This is a genomic window from Enterococcus sp. LJL120, from assembly GCF_054871765.1.
In genome coordinates this window covers 130,402-146,110 of sequence record NZ_JBTXLV010000002.1, presented here as the reverse complement: position 1 = coordinate 146,110, position 15,709 = coordinate 130,402, and the positions used below count along the sequence as shown (strand labels likewise).

The following is a 15,709-nucleotide window of genomic DNA, read 5'->3' as shown; positions in this document are numbered from 1 at the left end:
CAGCTGGTTGACCTTTGAGGTTGTTTTTTTGTCTTTGAACAAGGTGTAAAAAGAAAAGTACAATTTTGATTGTAGGAAAGGCTAAGGTAACGAGTTTGCGTTGATTCATTGCAAAAGAAAACTCACTTCAATTTATCAATCCGCATAAAAATACTGTTGCAAGCTCTGTTTTTTATCTGCATGGATTAGCTGGTAAGGGTCGTTGATGGTAATTCCTTTTTGTTTAAAAAAGTTCATTAAGCTGTTCAAATGTTTATAAGAATTTTTGCTGAGGGTGTAATCTAGGCGCAAATCCAAAATAATCTTTTCACCAGAGTTTAACAGCAGCTGCAAATAAAATGGTTCTTGAAAGCTTTTAAACAAGTAGGCGACAAAACCATAATAGAGAGTCTGCTCAGGTTGGAGTGGTCGTTTTTGATAACAGATAGTGACTGCCTGAATTTCAGCTAAGGCAAGCTTTTTTTCTAGTTTTGCCTCTTTTGAAAAGAGGATTGCTAAAATGTGCCGGCAATTTTCCGGGAAACTGTTTGCTTGGAGATAAGTAATGGACTGCTTGTCCAACTGCCAATAATTATAATGTTGATTAAAAGTTGGTGGGTAGCATAAAAATAGAACAAAGCTGAAGATTATCAGGAAGACTAGTAAAGCTAGACCTAAGTTCTCACTCGTCGTTAAAGCAAAAACGGCGGCCAGCAATCCCCAGATAATTGGTCCGATGAGAATTCGTTTACTACCTTTTCTACCGACAAAAAAGGGGAGTTCTAAATAGGGCAAGCCCGTCAATAATTCATCTATCGAGATTTCAAAAAGCTGGCTCAAACGAATGATATTTTCAATCGTAGGGGTTGCTTCGCCGGTTTCCCATTTGGAGATGGATTGACGGGAGATGTTTAATTTTTGGGCTAAATCATTTTGCGTTAAGTGTCTTTTTTTTCTTTGTTCAGTTAGATTCATCAAATAACCCCCAGACTAAGTTGCTGTTTATAAAAAGTATACCCATGAAAGACTAGGATTTAAAGGCTTTTAATCCAATGCAACTAGGAAGTGCGCTACTTATTCTTATAATTTTAAAAAGGACCCCAAAGCCGAGTTGCCGGCTCTGAGGTCCTTTAGCTATTTTTCTGGATTAAGCTTCGCCGTTTGTTTCGGCAGCTAATTTCGCTTGTTCCTCTTTAACTAATTTCGCATCGTAAGTTTTAGCGAATGGGAAGTAGATTAAAAAGGCAACAATCGCACAGATGAAAGCAACCACTGCCGCTTTCCAATCACCACCACTACCGATAAAGGCACCGATACCAACTGGTGAAGGCCAAGGCATTTGAGCAATCATCGGTTTGATGAATTCAAATTGAATGGCAAAATAAGCGATAGAAGCCGAAGCCATTGGTGCTAAGAAGAAGGGAATTGCTAAATATGGATTGTAAATCATCGGCACCCCAAAGATTAATGGTTCATTGATATTAAAGAGTACCGGTACAATTGCTGCCCGTCCTAATACGCGCAACTGCTGAGATTTAGCTAAATACACTAAGAACAGAGCAAAGCCTAAAGTTGCTCCAGAACCACCGACTGTTACGTAGGCGTTGTTAAACTCACCTGCCAATGGAATATGGGCACCGGCAGCATTTTCAGCTAAGTTTGCTAAAGTAATTGGCGTCAACAAGGAGAAGATGATATTCGCACCGTGAATCCCGACTAACCATAAAGCATGAACTAAGAAATAAATCACCATCAAGCCTAACCAGCTATTGGTCAAGTTGGTTACGAAGCCAAAAGGAATCGAAACGACTTGGAAAATATCGGTTCCTAAGGCAATCATGATACCGTTAAAAATAATCACAACAAAAGCAATCACGAAGGTTGGAATCAAGGCAGTGAAGGCCCGAGAAACGCCAGCCGGTACAACCTCTGGCATTTTGATGACCCAATTTTTCGCAACACAGAGGCGATACAATTGAACAGCGACAATCGCCATAATAATCCCCGTGAAAATTCCTGAGGTCCCTAAGCGGGCAACACCGTCACCACCGATTGCCCAGCCATTGATGATGCTGTCTTCTGTAGAATTAATTTTTGTGAAAATCCCGTCTGTGATAACAAATTGTGGGATTGTCATAAAGAAGGCAAACATTGACAAGAGAGCGCCATTGATAGGGTTAATTTCTAGGCCGTCATCAGCAGCAATAATTTTAGTGTACTCGTAGCCTAAAACTAAACAGAAATACAGAGCTAAAATCCCCATAGTGGTGATATTGGCTAACATGTAAAGTTCACTGAATTTGAAAAGAGTGGCATTGTAGATGCCTTCTAGCGCTGGAAAAGCCTGTGGCAGCACATTTAATACTAAAAACATTGAGCCGACAATTGTAAAGGGAATTGTCGCCATCCCGGCTCCCATAATTGCTCGCACTAATTTAAACTGGGAAAATTTCCCTAGTGGCCCCATCAATTTTGTTTCAAAGAAATTAAAAATCTTGTTATTAGAATTTTCCATTATTCTTCCCCGCTTTCTTTAATTCATCTCTTTTAATTCTTGTAAATAGTGGTAATGAGTGTCCCGCTGGTGTTGAATTTTTTGAATCCGCCGAATACAGCTCAAAGACAAGGCTAGCCCAATCAACAGAACTGCAATGATAAAGCCTTTAGCGGCCACTGAATTTGTTAAAAAGATAAAAGCTTGTTGGTAGCCAACACCGGTCAAGGTAATTAAAATTAAAACTAAGTTGACGGCGGTTTGACTGTAATGAAAGAGTAAATTGAACTTTAATTCTGACGTGATGTTTTCAGTTTTATCTCCATACAATCTGACATGCTCGTAGATAGTTGGAATGGTCAAAAGCAATAAGACAATAGGTAAGAAACTAAAGACACTTCCGCTAGCAAGTAAGAAAACGCCCCAATAGAGATTGGCAAAAAATAAAATTGCGAGAAAATAACGGAGCATTAAAAAGCGATTGTAGCGGAAATTACGAGCAGCAGTTGCTTTTCGCTGGCTGTTGTGGGTAGATTTACGCAACGGTTTCCCCTCCTTTCTGATATAAAAATAGCATTTCAAGCGCCACTTCCTTCAAGGTCATCGTCGTCATTAAATGATCTTGAGCGTGAACCATGATGATTTCCATTTCGATTTTAGTTCCGCTGGCATATTCCTGCAGCATATTGGTCTGGGCTTTATGGGCTTCAACCAAAGCATCATTTGCTTGATCTAGGCGTTCTTGAGCCTCCAAATAATGAGCGGTACGCATCAGCTGAAAACTTTCGTGAATCAAGGTACGGGCCTGACCGCTATCAAGGATGATAGCAAAGGCCACCTCTTGAATTTTTTCTGACTCCATTTAAATATCCCTCCTTTTATAAAACCCCTTGAGTAAATACTTCTTTAAATTCTTGGAAATTTTGACTGCCAACTAGAGCCTGTCGCAGCTGATCATCTTCAATAATTTTAGCCAGCAATTGGCTAATCAGTTCTAAATTGCCTTGGCCTAATTTATCAGGAGACAGCAGAAAAACCAGTTGAATGTTTTGCGCCTTTTCAGACCAAGTAATTCCTTTAGGAGCAACGGCAATCGCCACATACGAATCATCAGTGATTGCCTCAATCGGATGGGGCACCGCTAAAAATTCTGAAAAAACGACGGAGCTGTAAGTTTCCCTTAGTTCCAATTGCTTTGTTAAAGAAGCAATGACCGGTTGATTCTCCTGTTTTTGAATGCCAGCCAATAACTCCTCCAATACGTTATCCTTTGTCTGTACCTGTTCAAATCTGAAAAATAAATCCGCTTGGAAATATTTATCAATCAACGCCGTTTTCTCTAGCTGTTCATTGGGGCTTGCTGCAATGAGTTCTTGGGTGAACAGCTGCCGTTGTGATTTCGCCAGCTTTTGGTTGATATTCTCGATATCCGCCGCATCGAGAAAGACGCTGACATAGACAATCGGCACATTATAGATAACATTAGGTAAATTGATAGAGGAGATAATCAAGTCGACTTTAGCAACATCCTCTTGGCTGACTTCATAATAGCTGCAGACTTTTTCAATGATAATTTTGGAACCTAATTCGTGCTCCAAGCGACTCTTGAGCATTTGCGAACTGCCTAAGCCGGTGGCACAAACCACTAAGACATGCGTTTTTTGTGCGTTGAAAAAGCGCTCGACAGCTGCAGAAATATGGATAGTAAGATAAGACCATTCGTTTTCGGAAATCTGATAGCCTTGTAACACTGGCATTGTTGAAAAGTAGTGAATTGTTAAGTTAAGCAAGCTGCCATAGCGTTCTTTAATCTCCGGCAGCAATGGATTTTCCAATGACTTCTGATTCTCTAGCCGTAAGAGTAGTGGCGTAAAATGCATCAAGAGACCGTCCAGCAAAATATTATCCTGGCTGATTTGATAACCAGTCGCGTGTTCAATCCCTTCTATAGCTAAACTAATTTGTGCCTTGACATCAGTCTCACTGAAGGGGATTTTTTGAAAGGCCTTCTTAGAGCTCAAATCATTTTGTAGATGAAGCGCAATGTATTCGGCTTCTTCCTTGGGAATAGTGAGGGAAGCACTTTTTTCCAAACGCTGGACAATTTTCAAAGCCGTTTGGTACTCCTTTGACCCATGATTTGGCGACATCTCAGCCAACTGCTCAATTTTGAAATGATTTTGCAGCCGCTTAAGTGCCAAGGCGATATGCAACACCAAATTGTAAATGATAAAATCTGACAGTTTCAAATGAGCATCGCGACATTCATCCAAGACAATGATGACAATTTCTTCAACGCTGATACCAGTTAATAGGTTTGTATAAGTGGAGAAATTATACATATTGTCATGCCAGCGTTTCATAAAAAAGTAATTCATCATAAAGCGCCGGAAATCCTGCTCCCGCCCCACTAGATACAACCCGCGTTTTTCCTTAGATTTAAGTTGAATCGTGTAAGGTTTCAGCAATTTTTTTATCTCAACCAAGTCATTAGACAAAGTTGAATGGGAGACAAATAACTCTTCACTGAGGGAGTCCAAGGAGATTTCTTTTTCTTCAAAAAAAAGCTGACTCAAAATATAATATTGACGGTCAAGGCTTTCACTGCTGTATCGCAGCTCTGCTGTTGTCGGGAAATCAGTGACAATTCGTTTGTAAAATGCCTCGAATTCCTTCTCCTGCGTAACTAGCAGCTGATAACCAAGGCTTCTTTTTGCTTGGATTGAAGCAAGGCCTTTTTCTTCTAGCGACTGGCTGATATTGTGCAGATACTTTCGCACAGTCCGATCGGATAAAAAGAGTTGTGCTGCTAAATCTTGGCTAGTCTGGAAGGTATGTCGATTTTGATACATTAGCTTCAAAACTTGCACTTCTTTTTTGGTTAACATGCTCATCAGTCCTTAAGCGAGGTTTGATTCAACGACTGCTGCCAGTTTTTCAATTGCCATGGGAATAGGAACATAAGCCTGCGGCGGAATATTAGTGATTGGCTTATTTTTGCCGTCCGCTGCCTTTTTCAAATTGTCAAAATACATCTTGGTTTGTGGACTGACCAAATACAAATCATACTCATCTTGGGCAATTTTCGTGGCCCCTTGCGTTGCAGAAGTCGCATCCAGTTCAATCTCTTTCCCCTGTTCTTTGAAATAGTCAGTTGCTTTCTTGGCGATGACGGATGAAGACATTCCGCCGGCGCAAATAATTAGTGCTTTTTTCATAGTGTTCCTCCTTAAGATAAATGAGTAAAATATTATTAAAGCACGAGACTAAAAAAATGACTCATTAGATAGAAAAAGCATATCAGAAAGCGTTTTCTTTTAGTATGTAAAAATTTTCCGTTTCATTACGGAAGTTGTTTAGAAGGTATAAAAAGATAGAGGAAGAAGTGTTTAGCAGACCTCTCCAAAATTTTTAAATGATTTTCAAAGGAAGAATTCTACTTCTTCATAGGCGATTTGCGCTGTTCTTTATGCTAGTTTATAGTTAAATCAAGAAAGCAACGTTCTGTTGCACAGCTTAAAAGCGACTGCAATGAATTTTTGCCCGAATAGTCCTTGAAAACTTGAGTGGAGGCGGTTTAAGATGACAGTAACCATTGGTGAACAATTAAAAAAGATTCGCAGCGAACACAATTTAACCCAAGCAGAGGTTGCTGAAAAATTAAAAATCTCCCGCCAAACTCTGTCCAAATGGGAGCTGGATAAAAGCCAACCAGACTTGCACAGCCTTAAAATTTTGGCTGCATTTTATAAATTTTCAGTGGATGATTTGCTTGAGGTGGCAAAGGAGCGAAAGAGGATGCTACAACCATTAAGCGCAACGAACTTGCAGCAAAGGTTTTTGACGGCATTTAATAGAGATGCCGTTTTAACGGAGGAAAAAGAGCAATTCCTCCAACAGTTTTTTACCGATAAATTAACCGTCGAACCTGATTTTTTTGAAAATTTGTACTGGCTACAAATTGTTCAAGAAGCGATTATCCCCGGTTATTTCGGCCCATATGTACCAGTAAACAATGGGGAAGCCCAGCAATTTCTGAAACTATTTCCCGTTTACAATTATCAACTATATTGGCTGAATGAGAAAGGCATCGGTTCTTTCTCAATTATGGAATGGCTGGCTGAGGACAAATTGCATTTCTTTCCATTTACAGATATGAAATATCTTGTTTTCGGGAAAGCCTACAGCACTAAACTGGCAGCCGGCAATCCATGGGCCTATAGTTATCGAACCAAACAAGGCAATTACGATTTTGTTCCAATTAAAAACCATCAGGAGGCTGAGGATTTTCAAACGATCATGGCAAGCTTGGATTCAGGTGGGGACTATTTTAAAGTCCTAACTGAACGGCCTGTCATCAAATATATCACTTGAAAACTGCTTGTAATTGAGCAGTTTTTTTCTGTATATAATAGAAGATTTAGGATTTTGATTGGTTGCCAGAAGAGACGGAAGGGAAAAATTTTACTTAGAAGATGACAGTGAAGCAACTAACTAGTTACATGAACAGAAAAATTTTTTCGATCATAAGATAATAAAAATTAGCGGCTGCAGTTTTAATAGAACTGGGAACCTGATTAAACGTTTCAGTATTTGCAATGGGAGAGGATTTCTTCCTCAAAAGGAAATACTTTTAACTTTTTAAATAGTTATCTTAGGAACTGCTTTTATTGCAGTTTTTCGTTGCTATAATCTGAGAGGGTACACAGAATATTTAAGGATGAAAATAATTGCAATTCATTATAAATATAGAAATATAAAAAAATATTACTTTAAAATGGTCAAATATAAATTGACACTTTATTGTAAAGCTTTTAAAATTATTAGTGAATCATATCAAAAATGATATTTCTTATTTTTGATAATTAGTCATAGTCATAGATAAATAAAAATCGGTAGATGTTTGCTTTTTTTTAAAGTTTTGTAATAGCAAGGAGTAGAAAAGGTAAATTTTTAGGAGGTGTTGTGGTGGCACATATAGGGATTCTTACGAAGGATGTTTTATCAGAATCAGATTTTCAAAATAAACTTCAACTATTGGGGTATGAAGTTTTTTGCTCGAAAGTCATGTTTGAGAGTATTTTGAAGAGACGAGGACAGAAGTATTTGGATATTTTCACCATTATCATAATTAGTCAGACTATTTTTTTGGAAGAAGAAATCCAACCAATTATTGCTGCGACAAAGGCTGCAGATGCTGTTTTACTTCAGGTAACTGAGGAAAATACAGCGAAAAATACTGCTGGACATGAGGAATTTGGGGTTTTAAAAAGAATCAGAAAAACTATTTCTTTAATTGAGTTAAAAGATATCATGGCGGAAGCTGAAACAACTTTAGCTGAGCGAATCTCAAAGCAAAATATTGAGATTCGCCAAGAGAAATTTTTGGATAGCTTATCCAAAAATGAGCGGAAAGTATTTATTATTTTGTTTAATGCACAGGGCAGTTTTATTGATCGAGAACAGTTAAGTCAGCTAATTTGGCCTGGTGAAGTGACAAATTCACGGTTGGTCCAACTTTCACAGCTAATCGCCAAAATTCGCAAGAAATTGGTGGGGGCGGGCTTTTCTAAAGACAGCTTGAGTACGAACTGGACAAAAGGGTACGCTATATCCAACAAGTTGCAATCCCCCCGTAGGCTTTAGAGAGCTTAGACAAATGAAAGTGAGCCCGTATTTTATTAAGGAGAAAATATCGTCTCCTATGCGGATATCACGGAAAACTATGCCTACGTAAAGGATTGGGAACAGGTCAAGGTGGCTTCTGAATATTTTGACATGAATTTCTGGAGCGGCGGCGATAGCTATGTCGGCACAGACTTCGTAGCCCTAGTTGAGCAGGTAGGTGAACTGTATGTGATTCCAAAGGAAGATTTGACAGCAGGCTTAGAAAAATTGGCACGGCCGAGGAGTATGCCAATCAAGAAGTCGAAATTTATAATACGTTAGAAGTGGCTGCTAAGAATGGTAATTTTGGTCAACTATTAACCATTGAGCTAGGTCCAGAAGGAATTCCTGCACGAAAAACAGCCCGAGTATATGACAATCGAATGTAAAAAATCCCTGCTTTTAGTGGCAAGCACTGTCCTCAAGAAATCAAAATTTTTGAGGGCAGTGCACCAAATTGAAAGCAAGGATCTTTTTTACTTCTTCGCCGAAAAAACCTGCGGTGCAGTCTTCACCACAAACAATGAAGGAGCTACTGAAACCAACACGCCTAAAACAACTGCGATGTAGATGGCGTTCATTAAAAAGCTGGCGCCGTTTAGCGTGAAGGAGTACCAGTAAGGGCTCATGCCTTCGGGTGCGTAAGCGCCCCAGACGAATACGCCTGCCCAAAAGTGCCAGAACCAGCGGGAAAAGGCTGCGACAATGCCGCCAATCACAACGTAGGTGATGGCTTTTTTTGTTTTGTCAGCGCTGATGGCCTGCTGCACTTGGCGGGCGAAAATGCCCGCCATGCCAGCGAAAGCAAAGGCGAAGGGATATTCAAAAATAATTTGTGGTACTGATACCATGTATTTTAGAGCGTTGCCGGAGACGATGCTTAAAAGGCCCCAGACAAAGCCGGCTGTTAGGCCGGGGATTAAGCCGCGGCGATAAGAATACAAAACTAACGGGACCATTCCCAGTGATAAATCTAAACTAGCGTTTAATGATTGCAACGGAATAAAAGACAAGGCCATTGCCATGGCCGCCACCAATGTTCCTTCGACCCACACCCGAATATCCATTTTTTTCGACATAAAAAACCTCTCCCTTGGTCTATGCAAAGAAGAGGTTGGACGTGTCGTCTGACCATTACAATTCCTACGCTCGAATAACCGAAACAGGTACGAGGGTTTAGAGTATTACTCAATCTCAGCCACAAGGGCTCCCCTTTGCAAAGTTGTATTTAATTATGCATTTACTTTATCACAGATAATATACTTTAGCGAGCAATTAATTTGCATTTTGGTTGATTAAATAATTTAAATCGTCATTTTCAATGGCGATTTGCCAGCTTTTTTCATTGGCGTTGTAAGTAATCGAAGCTGCTAGCTGCTCACTTGCTTGGGCTGATTGCGACTTCCAGAAGCGATCTTCCACGACGTAAATGGGTATTTTAAATAATTGATTGGTGTATTCCGCCTTATCAAAGCTAAAGGAAATGCCCTCTTGAAAGAGGTGCTTCAAGGTTTTCAGCTGACTTGTTGGAATCGGCTCAACTGCGCTGCTGCGGCGGAAAATCGAGCGGCGTTCATTGACCCGCGGCTGTAAAATTGTCGTGATTTTTTTCGCCAAGACTTGGAAAAATTCATCTAAGTAGCGGTAATAGGTCTTGCTAAAATAGCCGCTGCCGTCAAAGTAGACAAAATTATTTTGCAGCTTATAGAAAAACGGCGAACGCAGCGGGTGCTGTGTGTGGCCGAGATACAATAATTCAGAAATTTCAATCGGTGTTAATTCTTTGAGCATCGTCACATCATTAAAATCAATCCACTTGTTTTGACTGCTGGGTCCCCGCCGTTGCCATTGCTGGCCGTAATTGATGACGGCCTCGGTCCCTTTAATCATCTTCATACCGGTATGGGATTCAAATTCCCCCATAGTTGTCGCGGTATCTAATAATAATAAATTCTTAGGCTGGTGGGTGATGGCAGCAAAAAAGTCGCTGGCATAGATGCCCCGCGTTAAAACGGTGTTATTCAATGTGTCGATGTGGACACAAATATTGCTGTTCAATTAAACCCCTCCCCATCCTAGATTATGCTAATTCTATTTTACCTTGTTTTCATTACATTAGGTATTTCTTTTCTTTTAAGATTTTGTTACAAAGGAGACAAAAGTCAACAGTATTCTATCATTAAGCTGACGATTTTGCGGAAGAATTGGCGGCGAATGAAAAAAGAAAATTAAATTTCAGTTTTTGTGAAGGAAATTTTTTCAGTTTTTCAAATTTTTCACAAGGCTGTGAGACTGTTCCCTGACAAGCGCAGTTTTACGAAATCTTAAAGGAAATGTGGTAAAATACCAATAAGAAAACGTTGGTTGTTTTAAGGGCAATCGACAGGAGGAACGGTCATGAGTAAGAAAAAGAAAGCTTCGGCTAAACGGCCGCAACCAACCCGCAAAAAGAAAAAACGCAATCCGGTGCTCCGCTGGCTGTCGAATATTTTTCTGCTGCTGTTGCTAGTTGCTGGCTTGGCGTTAGTTTTTAATGAGCAGATTAAAGATTTTTTAATGGCCCGCAATACCGAGCAATATTCAATTGGTAATTATACGCGGGATGATATCGTTGAAAATCAAGATGCCCAGGCGACCTTTGATTATGATCAGGTTTCCGCCATTAGCACGGAGGCGGTTATCCAAGACCAATTTTCAGATTCGGATTTTGCGGTCATCGGGGCGGTAGCAGTGCCCTCAGTGGGGATTAACCTGCCGATTTTTAAAGGTGTTGAGTACAATGCCCTCTTTTATGGGGCTGGCACCACCAAAGAAAATCAAGTGATGGGGGAAGGCAATTACGGGCTGGCCAGTCACCGTGCCGCCAATGCTGATTTATTATTCCGGCCTTTAACGAGAGTTTCAGAAGGTGAAATCATTTATCTAACTGACTTAGAAAATATTTATACCTATACTATTTACAATATTGAAATCGTGCAGCCGACCGATTCCTATGTCTTAGATGATGTTCCCGGAAGAACGATTGTCACGTTATTGACCTGTGGCGATGGCGCCGGCACCAATCGGTTAATCGTTCAAGGCGAGTTGGCATCAGTAACCCCGATTGCAGATGCTACATCGGATATGACGGCGGCCTTTGATATTAGTGCCAACACGTATTAGTCGCAGATTAATTAAAAAGTAACTGCCAAATGAAGAGCTAGGAGATGGACATGAAGTTTTCGCCACTTTATCAATCAGAAGACACCCAATGGAAAAATCGTTTAAATCAAGGCCAACTCGTTTGGCCTTTTTTTGGCAGCCACAGCGAAGCACGTCGTAAGCTGTTAGCGCAGTCAGGAAAGTTGGCGGCTGTTGTGGAAACAGCCAGCTGCCATTTCTTTTTCTCTTATCAAAAAACAGCAGAGGCCTTGATTATTGATAATCTGCTAGTGCTCCGCTGCCGCTCGCAAAAACAATTGCTGAGAGTGGTAGAACAAGTTGCCCGCTCTTTTTTCAAAAAGACCTTGATATTAGATTTTTCTCAGCGGCAGGTGTCTTTCCAAGACGATATTTTTAAACAAGCGGGCTTTCAAGAGACCGCTGGCGGCTTGAGCAAAAAACTCGTCTATAAAAATGCCTTAGTTTTTGGCGGCGGCGGTTCCCATGGTGCCTATCAAGTGGGTGTCTGGATGGCTCTGACGGAAAGCCATGTGCCGATTCAGATTTTGACGGGAGCTTCAGTGGGAGCCTTGAATGGGGCGCTATTTGCGCAGGGGGATTTGGCCGCTGCCAAAACCCTGTGGCAAAGAATGTCGACGGATCATGTGCTAGTGTTTCCGAAAGCTAGCGAGCAGTCGGAAAACTTGCCGAGTCTACTAAGTCAAATCGGTTCTTTGACGACATCGGCGATCAAAAATCGTGGCGTTTCGGCGGAACCGCTGCGGAACATTTTGCTGGATTTATACGATGCTGAAAAAATGCGGGAGACAACAGTTGATTTTCAATTTGTAACGACGGCGATTGCTGGTCTGCGGGAGACCCGCATTAGCTATCAGCCAGAGTTTCAAAAGGATTGGGTTTCTTGGCTGTTAGCCTCGGCTTCATTTTTTCCGGCGATGGCTCTCCAGGAAATCGACGGCAATTATTATATGGACGGTGGCTATCGCAACAATATTCCTGTTGACATTGCCTATCAAAAAGGAGCGACGGATTGTTTTGTGGTGGACATTAAAGGTCCGGGGCTGACAAAACCGGTGCGCCAGCCAGAAGGTGTCAATCTTTTTACCCTGCATTCCCCTTGGAGTTTGGGTTCGTTTTTACTTTTTTCACCGGAGCGATCCCAAAGTAATTTAACGTTAGGTTATTTAGAGACCCGCAAATGTTTAGGTAATTTACAAGGCTTTTGGTACAGCTTTTTGCCTGAGGAGGATTTGGAAAAAGAGTGGCAGCAGTTTTATCAGGAATTTACGGCTGCTATCCCCGGTAAAAAAATGGAGCGCAAAGAATTTCTCGACCGTTTTAGCAAAATTTACGGTCAAAAAGTCGTCTGGGAAACAGTTGGCCGCTGTCTTTTGGAATCAGCGGCCCGTTACACTGCGGTAGCCCCGACAGAAATTTATGATTATGCTACAATGAAGGCAGCAATTTTGAATAATTTAGCAGGGCAGAAGGTTCAGCTATATCAAGAGTTGTCGATTACCGAGTGGCTGACCAAGTATTACCAAGCGGCGGCTTTTTCTGATGAGGAACAGGTCAACCGGTTATTATCGGCGGCCCGGCAAGTGTCAGATGAGACGATTATTCCCTTGATGACTCAAGCCTATCAGCGCAACCCTTTAATGGCATTTTTTGTTTGCTACTTAATTTATTTAAAGAGAGGATCACAACAATGGCAGAAGAGTTTTCCTATGAAATCTTAGAAGAAATCGCTGTCCTATCGGAAAATCCGAAGGGCTGGCGCAAAGAATTAAATTTAATCAGTTGGAATGGTCGCCCGGCAAAATTTGATTTGCGGGATTGGGCGCCAGATCATGAAAAGATGGGGAAAGGCGTCACCTTATCTAATGAAGAATTTAAGGCGTTGCAAGCAGCTATTAAGGCGATGGATTAATAAGGAGGTCCATGGTTTATGAAAAGTATGACAGGTTTTGGTAAAGCCCTGCAAGCAGATCAGCATTATCAGTTGGATATTGAAATGAAAAGTGTCAATCACCGATTTTTAGATGTTCAGATTCGTTCGCCGAAGCAAGTCAACCCGTTTGAGCTGGCGATTCGCCAATTGGTGAAGGAGCAGATTCAAAGAGGGCGCATCGAAATTTATATCAATCTGCGGGAAATTGGGGCAGGCAGCAAAGAAGTGCAGGTTCAATGGGAGCTGTTGGATCAGCTGCTGCACCGCTTAGACAGCGGCTTAACGGATTGCCAGATTGAGACTAAAAATTTGGCGGCAGCCTTATTGCCAAGTTTAGTCACCCAAGAGAATTACATTAAAGTTGTGGAAAGCAATCAAGCTGCAGAATTGGAAGAGCTGTTGTTGGCGACAGTGCAAGCAGCAATTGCCAGCTTGGATCAAAGCCGCCAAAAAGAAGGCGTGGGTATTCAAAAGGTACTACAGCAATATCAACAGAATTTCACTGTGATTAAAGAGGATTTGGCTAGCTTTGTCAGCGAATTTGAAGCGGATTTCCGGCAGCGTTTTGAAACAAAGCTGAAAACTTGGCTGGAGGATCATGTAGCCGAAGACCGGCTTTTGACTGAAATGGCGTTGCTACTTGAAAGAGGCGACATCCATGAGGAATTGGACCGCTTGACCATCCATCTGGAAAGCTTATCAGATTTATTGACCAAAGCAGAGCCGGTCGGTCGAGAATTAGATTTTCTGATTCAAGAGATGAATCGGGAAGTCAACACGATTGGTTCCAAATCAAGCCCGATTGAAATTAAAAATCGGGTGGTGCAAATGAAAACTATTTTGGAAAAAATTCGCGAACAAGTCCAAAATGTTGAATAAAAATCAGAAATTCAGGAGGAACCAAAATGAAATACTATGATGTGACATTCCACCAAGCAAACGGCCAAAGTGTAGTCAAAAGAAGTATCCCTTCAGAGCTGCCGGATTTTGAAACCTGGCAGGACGCCTGTGCCAAAGTGACAGATAAGGAGCTACATATCTTAATCAATAACGGCACGCAAATTGTTTTAAATCGCAATTTTATCGTCCGCATTGACATTGATGAAGTGGCTGACCCAATTGATAAGGATATCAAACGCCATGACGAGATTATGGGAGTCGTGAATGCCCTTTCTAACATGGGCTTCTAATGGGATTCTAGCGATTTTTTCAATTTGAAAAGAAAACCTTGAAAAACCACTGGAAAAAGTGCAAAATAGATAAAACGAAAAAAGATTAGCCAATGAAAGGACGTCCTCATGACAGAGCGTGGATTATTAATAGTATTGTCTGGCCCCTCAGGAGTCGGCAAAGGAACAGTGCGCAAAGCGATTTTTGAAAGTGATGACAATGACTTTCAATATTCTATCTCAATGACTACGCGTCAAATGCGGGAGGGAGAAGTCGATGGCGTAGATTACTATTTCCGCAGTCGTGAAGAATTTGAAGCGATGATTGAAGCCGGTCAAATGCTGGAATATGCCGAATATGTCGGCAATTATTACGGCACACCTTTAACTTATGTCAATCAAACTTTAGATGAAGGCAAGGATGTCTTTTTAGAAATCGAAGTCCAAGGGGCAGCACAAGTGAAGGAAAAAGTACCAGATGGTGTCTTTATCTTTTTAACCCCGCCAGATTTAGCCGAATTAAAATCACGGATTGTCAATCGTGGCACCGATGCCAGCGAAGTGATTGAAAAACGGATGGAAGTTGCCAAAGCCGAGATTGAGATGATGGCTTTGTACGACTATGCAGTGGTCAACGATCAAGTTGAACTGGCGGTTGCCAGAATTAAAGATATTATTGCCAGTGAGCATTTCCGTGTGAACCGGGTAATTGGCCGATATGTAAAAATGCTAAAGGAGATTTAAAAATTATGATGTTAAAACCTTCAATTGATTCACTTTTGGATCAAGTCAACTCAAAGTATTCCCTAGTGATTTTGGCTAGCAAGCGGGCCCACGAATTAGATGCTGGTGCGCAGGCCACTGTCGACAATTTTGAATCTGTTAAAAGCGTTGGCCAAGCCTTGGAAGAAATTGATTCCGGCAATGTGGTCAGCGATCCAAATCCTGAATTAAAACGGGAACGCTTGAAGATGGAACAAGAAGCCCGTCAAGCGCAAAAAGATCGGGAACAAAAAGAATTAGAAGCGAAAATTCGCGACGAACAAAGATAAAGCAAGCAATAAATGAGGTTGTGACACAAGCAAAAGCAGAGGGATATTTCCGAACCGTTCCTAGTTATACTGGGATGTATTGTAAATTTGTGACAAGGACCAATTGGGATTTAGGCGACAGGCATTGCCTGTCTGTTTCCCTGTGGACCACTGGACAAAGGCAATCAAGGTTGAAATTTCATCTGGCGAAGTCTTGTGGCGCAACCTCTTTTGTGCGTTTTAAGGCTAGACGAAG

Annotated in this window: 18 protein-coding genes and 1 riboswitch; of the genes, 10 read left to right on the top strand and 8 right to left on the bottom strand. The window is 41.2% G+C overall.

Annotation, left to right across the window (positions count from 1 at the left end):
- Positions 1-135: 135 nt before the first annotated feature.
- The 6 genes from ACYSNU_RS03860 to ACYSNU_RS03835 all read right to left on the bottom strand — a co-directional run bounded on the left by ACYSNU_RS03860 (position 136) and on the right by ACYSNU_RS03835 (position 5,691).
- The gene (locus ACYSNU_RS03860) at positions 136-954 is read right to left on the bottom strand and encodes a helix-turn-helix domain-containing protein (RefSeq protein WP_461735893.1); all 819 of its coding nucleotides are present in this window, start codon (positions 952-954) and stop codon (positions 136-138) included.
- A 172-nt stretch (positions 955-1,126) separates the two neighbouring features.
- Complete coding sequence (gene celB / locus ACYSNU_RS03855) at positions 1,127-2,494, bottom strand: PTS cellobiose transporter subunit IIC (protein ID WP_461735892.1); 1,368 nt, start codon at positions 2,492-2,494, stop codon at positions 1,127-1,129.
- Between the two features lie 18 nt (positions 2,495-2,512).
- Positions 2,513-3,016 carry a hypothetical protein gene (locus ACYSNU_RS03850; protein ID WP_461735891.1) on the bottom strand — a complete coding sequence of 168 codons (504 nt, stop codon included), beginning with the start codon at positions 3,014-3,016 and terminating at the stop codon, positions 2,513-2,515.
- Positions 3,009-3,335, bottom strand: coding sequence for a PTS cellobiose transporter subunit IIA (locus ACYSNU_RS03845; protein WP_461735890.1), 327 nt, complete (start codon positions 3,333-3,335; stop codon positions 3,009-3,011). Before ACYSNU_RS03845 ends, ACYSNU_RS03850 begins: the two co-directional genes overlap by 8 nt.
- Before the next feature lie 16 nt (positions 3,336-3,351).
- On the bottom strand, positions 3,352-5,361 hold the full coding sequence (locus ACYSNU_RS03840) for a BglG family transcription antiterminator (protein WP_461735889.1): 2,010 nt from the start codon (positions 5,359-5,361) through the stop codon (positions 3,352-3,354).
- 12 nt (positions 5,362-5,373) lie between these two features.
- Positions 5,374-5,691: a PTS cellobiose transporter subunit IIB gene (locus ACYSNU_RS03835; protein WP_461735888.1), complete on the bottom strand. Its 318-nt coding sequence runs from the start codon at positions 5,689-5,691 to the stop codon at positions 5,374-5,376.
- A gap of 364 nt (positions 5,692-6,055) precedes the next feature.
- Between ACYSNU_RS03835 and ACYSNU_RS03830 the strand changes: the two genes are divergently transcribed.
- From ACYSNU_RS03830 to ACYSNU_RS03820, 3 genes are all read left to right on the top strand, one after another.
- Entirely contained in the window at positions 6,056-6,847 is a 792-nt protein-coding gene (locus tag ACYSNU_RS03830; protein ID WP_461735887.1) for a helix-turn-helix transcriptional regulator, read from the top strand.
- A 594-nt stretch (positions 6,848-7,441) separates the two neighbouring features.
- Positions 7,442-8,119: a helix-turn-helix domain-containing protein gene (locus ACYSNU_RS03825; RefSeq protein WP_461735886.1), complete on the top strand. Its 678-nt coding sequence runs from the start codon at positions 7,442-7,444 to the stop codon at positions 8,117-8,119.
- Positions 8,120-8,230: 111 nt separating this feature from the next.
- Positions 8,231-8,422 carry a hypothetical protein gene (locus ACYSNU_RS03820; RefSeq protein WP_461735885.1) on the top strand — a complete coding sequence of 64 codons (192 nt, stop codon included), beginning with the start codon at positions 8,231-8,233 and terminating at the stop codon, positions 8,420-8,422.
- 194 nt (positions 8,423-8,616) lie between these two features.
- Here ACYSNU_RS03820 and thiT read toward each other — a convergent pair whose 3' ends face one another.
- Positions 8,617-9,219, bottom strand: a complete 603-nt coding sequence (gene thiT, locus ACYSNU_RS03815) for an energy-coupled thiamine transporter ThiT (protein WP_461735884.1) — start codon at positions 9,217-9,219, stop codon at positions 8,617-8,619.
- A gap of 44 nt (positions 9,220-9,263) precedes the next feature.
- Positions 9,264-9,364: riboswitch (TPP riboswitch) on the bottom strand.
- 51 nt (positions 9,365-9,415) lie between these two features.
- A complete protein-coding gene (locus ACYSNU_RS03810; protein ID WP_461735883.1) occupies positions 9,416-10,198 on the bottom strand; it encodes a hypothetical protein in 783 nt (260 codons plus the stop codon).
- A 339-nt stretch (positions 10,199-10,537) separates the two neighbouring features.
- Here ACYSNU_RS03810 and ACYSNU_RS03805 point away from each other — a divergent pair, with 339 nt between their 5' ends.
- The 7 genes from ACYSNU_RS03805 to rpoZ all read left to right on the top strand — a co-directional run bounded on the left by ACYSNU_RS03805 (position 10,538) and on the right by rpoZ (position 15,474).
- Positions 10,538-11,302, top strand: coding sequence for a class A sortase (locus tag ACYSNU_RS03805; protein WP_461735882.1), 765 nt, complete (start codon positions 10,538-10,540; stop codon positions 11,300-11,302).
- A 50-nt stretch (positions 11,303-11,352) separates the two neighbouring features.
- Positions 11,353-13,041, top strand: a complete 1,689-nt coding sequence (locus ACYSNU_RS03800) for a patatin-like phospholipase family protein (RefSeq protein WP_461735881.1) — start codon at positions 11,353-11,355, stop codon at positions 13,039-13,041.
- Positions 13,011-13,232 (top strand): YdbC family protein, encoded by a 222-nt coding sequence (locus ACYSNU_RS03795; protein WP_265459981.1) that lies wholly within the window; start codon positions 13,011-13,013, stop codon positions 13,230-13,232. Before ACYSNU_RS03800 ends, ACYSNU_RS03795 begins: the two co-directional genes overlap by 31 nt.
- Before the next feature lie 18 nt (positions 13,233-13,250).
- Positions 13,251-14,132: a YicC/YloC family endoribonuclease gene (locus tag ACYSNU_RS03790; protein WP_461735880.1), complete on the top strand. Its 882-nt coding sequence runs from the start codon at positions 13,251-13,253 to the stop codon at positions 14,130-14,132.
- A gap of 26 nt (positions 14,133-14,158) precedes the next feature.
- The gene (locus ACYSNU_RS03785; RefSeq protein WP_265459979.1) at positions 14,159-14,443 is read left to right on the top strand and encodes a hypothetical protein; all 285 of its coding nucleotides are present in this window, start codon (positions 14,159-14,161) and stop codon (positions 14,441-14,443) included.
- Between the two features lie 108 nt (positions 14,444-14,551).
- Positions 14,552-15,166, top strand: coding sequence for a guanylate kinase (gene gmk / locus ACYSNU_RS03780; protein ID WP_265459978.1), 615 nt, complete (start codon positions 14,552-14,554; stop codon positions 15,164-15,166).
- 5 nt (positions 15,167-15,171) lie between these two features.
- Positions 15,172-15,474 carry a DNA-directed RNA polymerase subunit omega gene (rpoZ, locus tag ACYSNU_RS03775; RefSeq protein WP_265459977.1) on the top strand — a complete coding sequence of 101 codons (303 nt, stop codon included), beginning with the start codon at positions 15,172-15,174 and terminating at the stop codon, positions 15,472-15,474.
- The last annotated feature ends 235 nt before the right edge of the window (positions 15,475-15,709 follow it).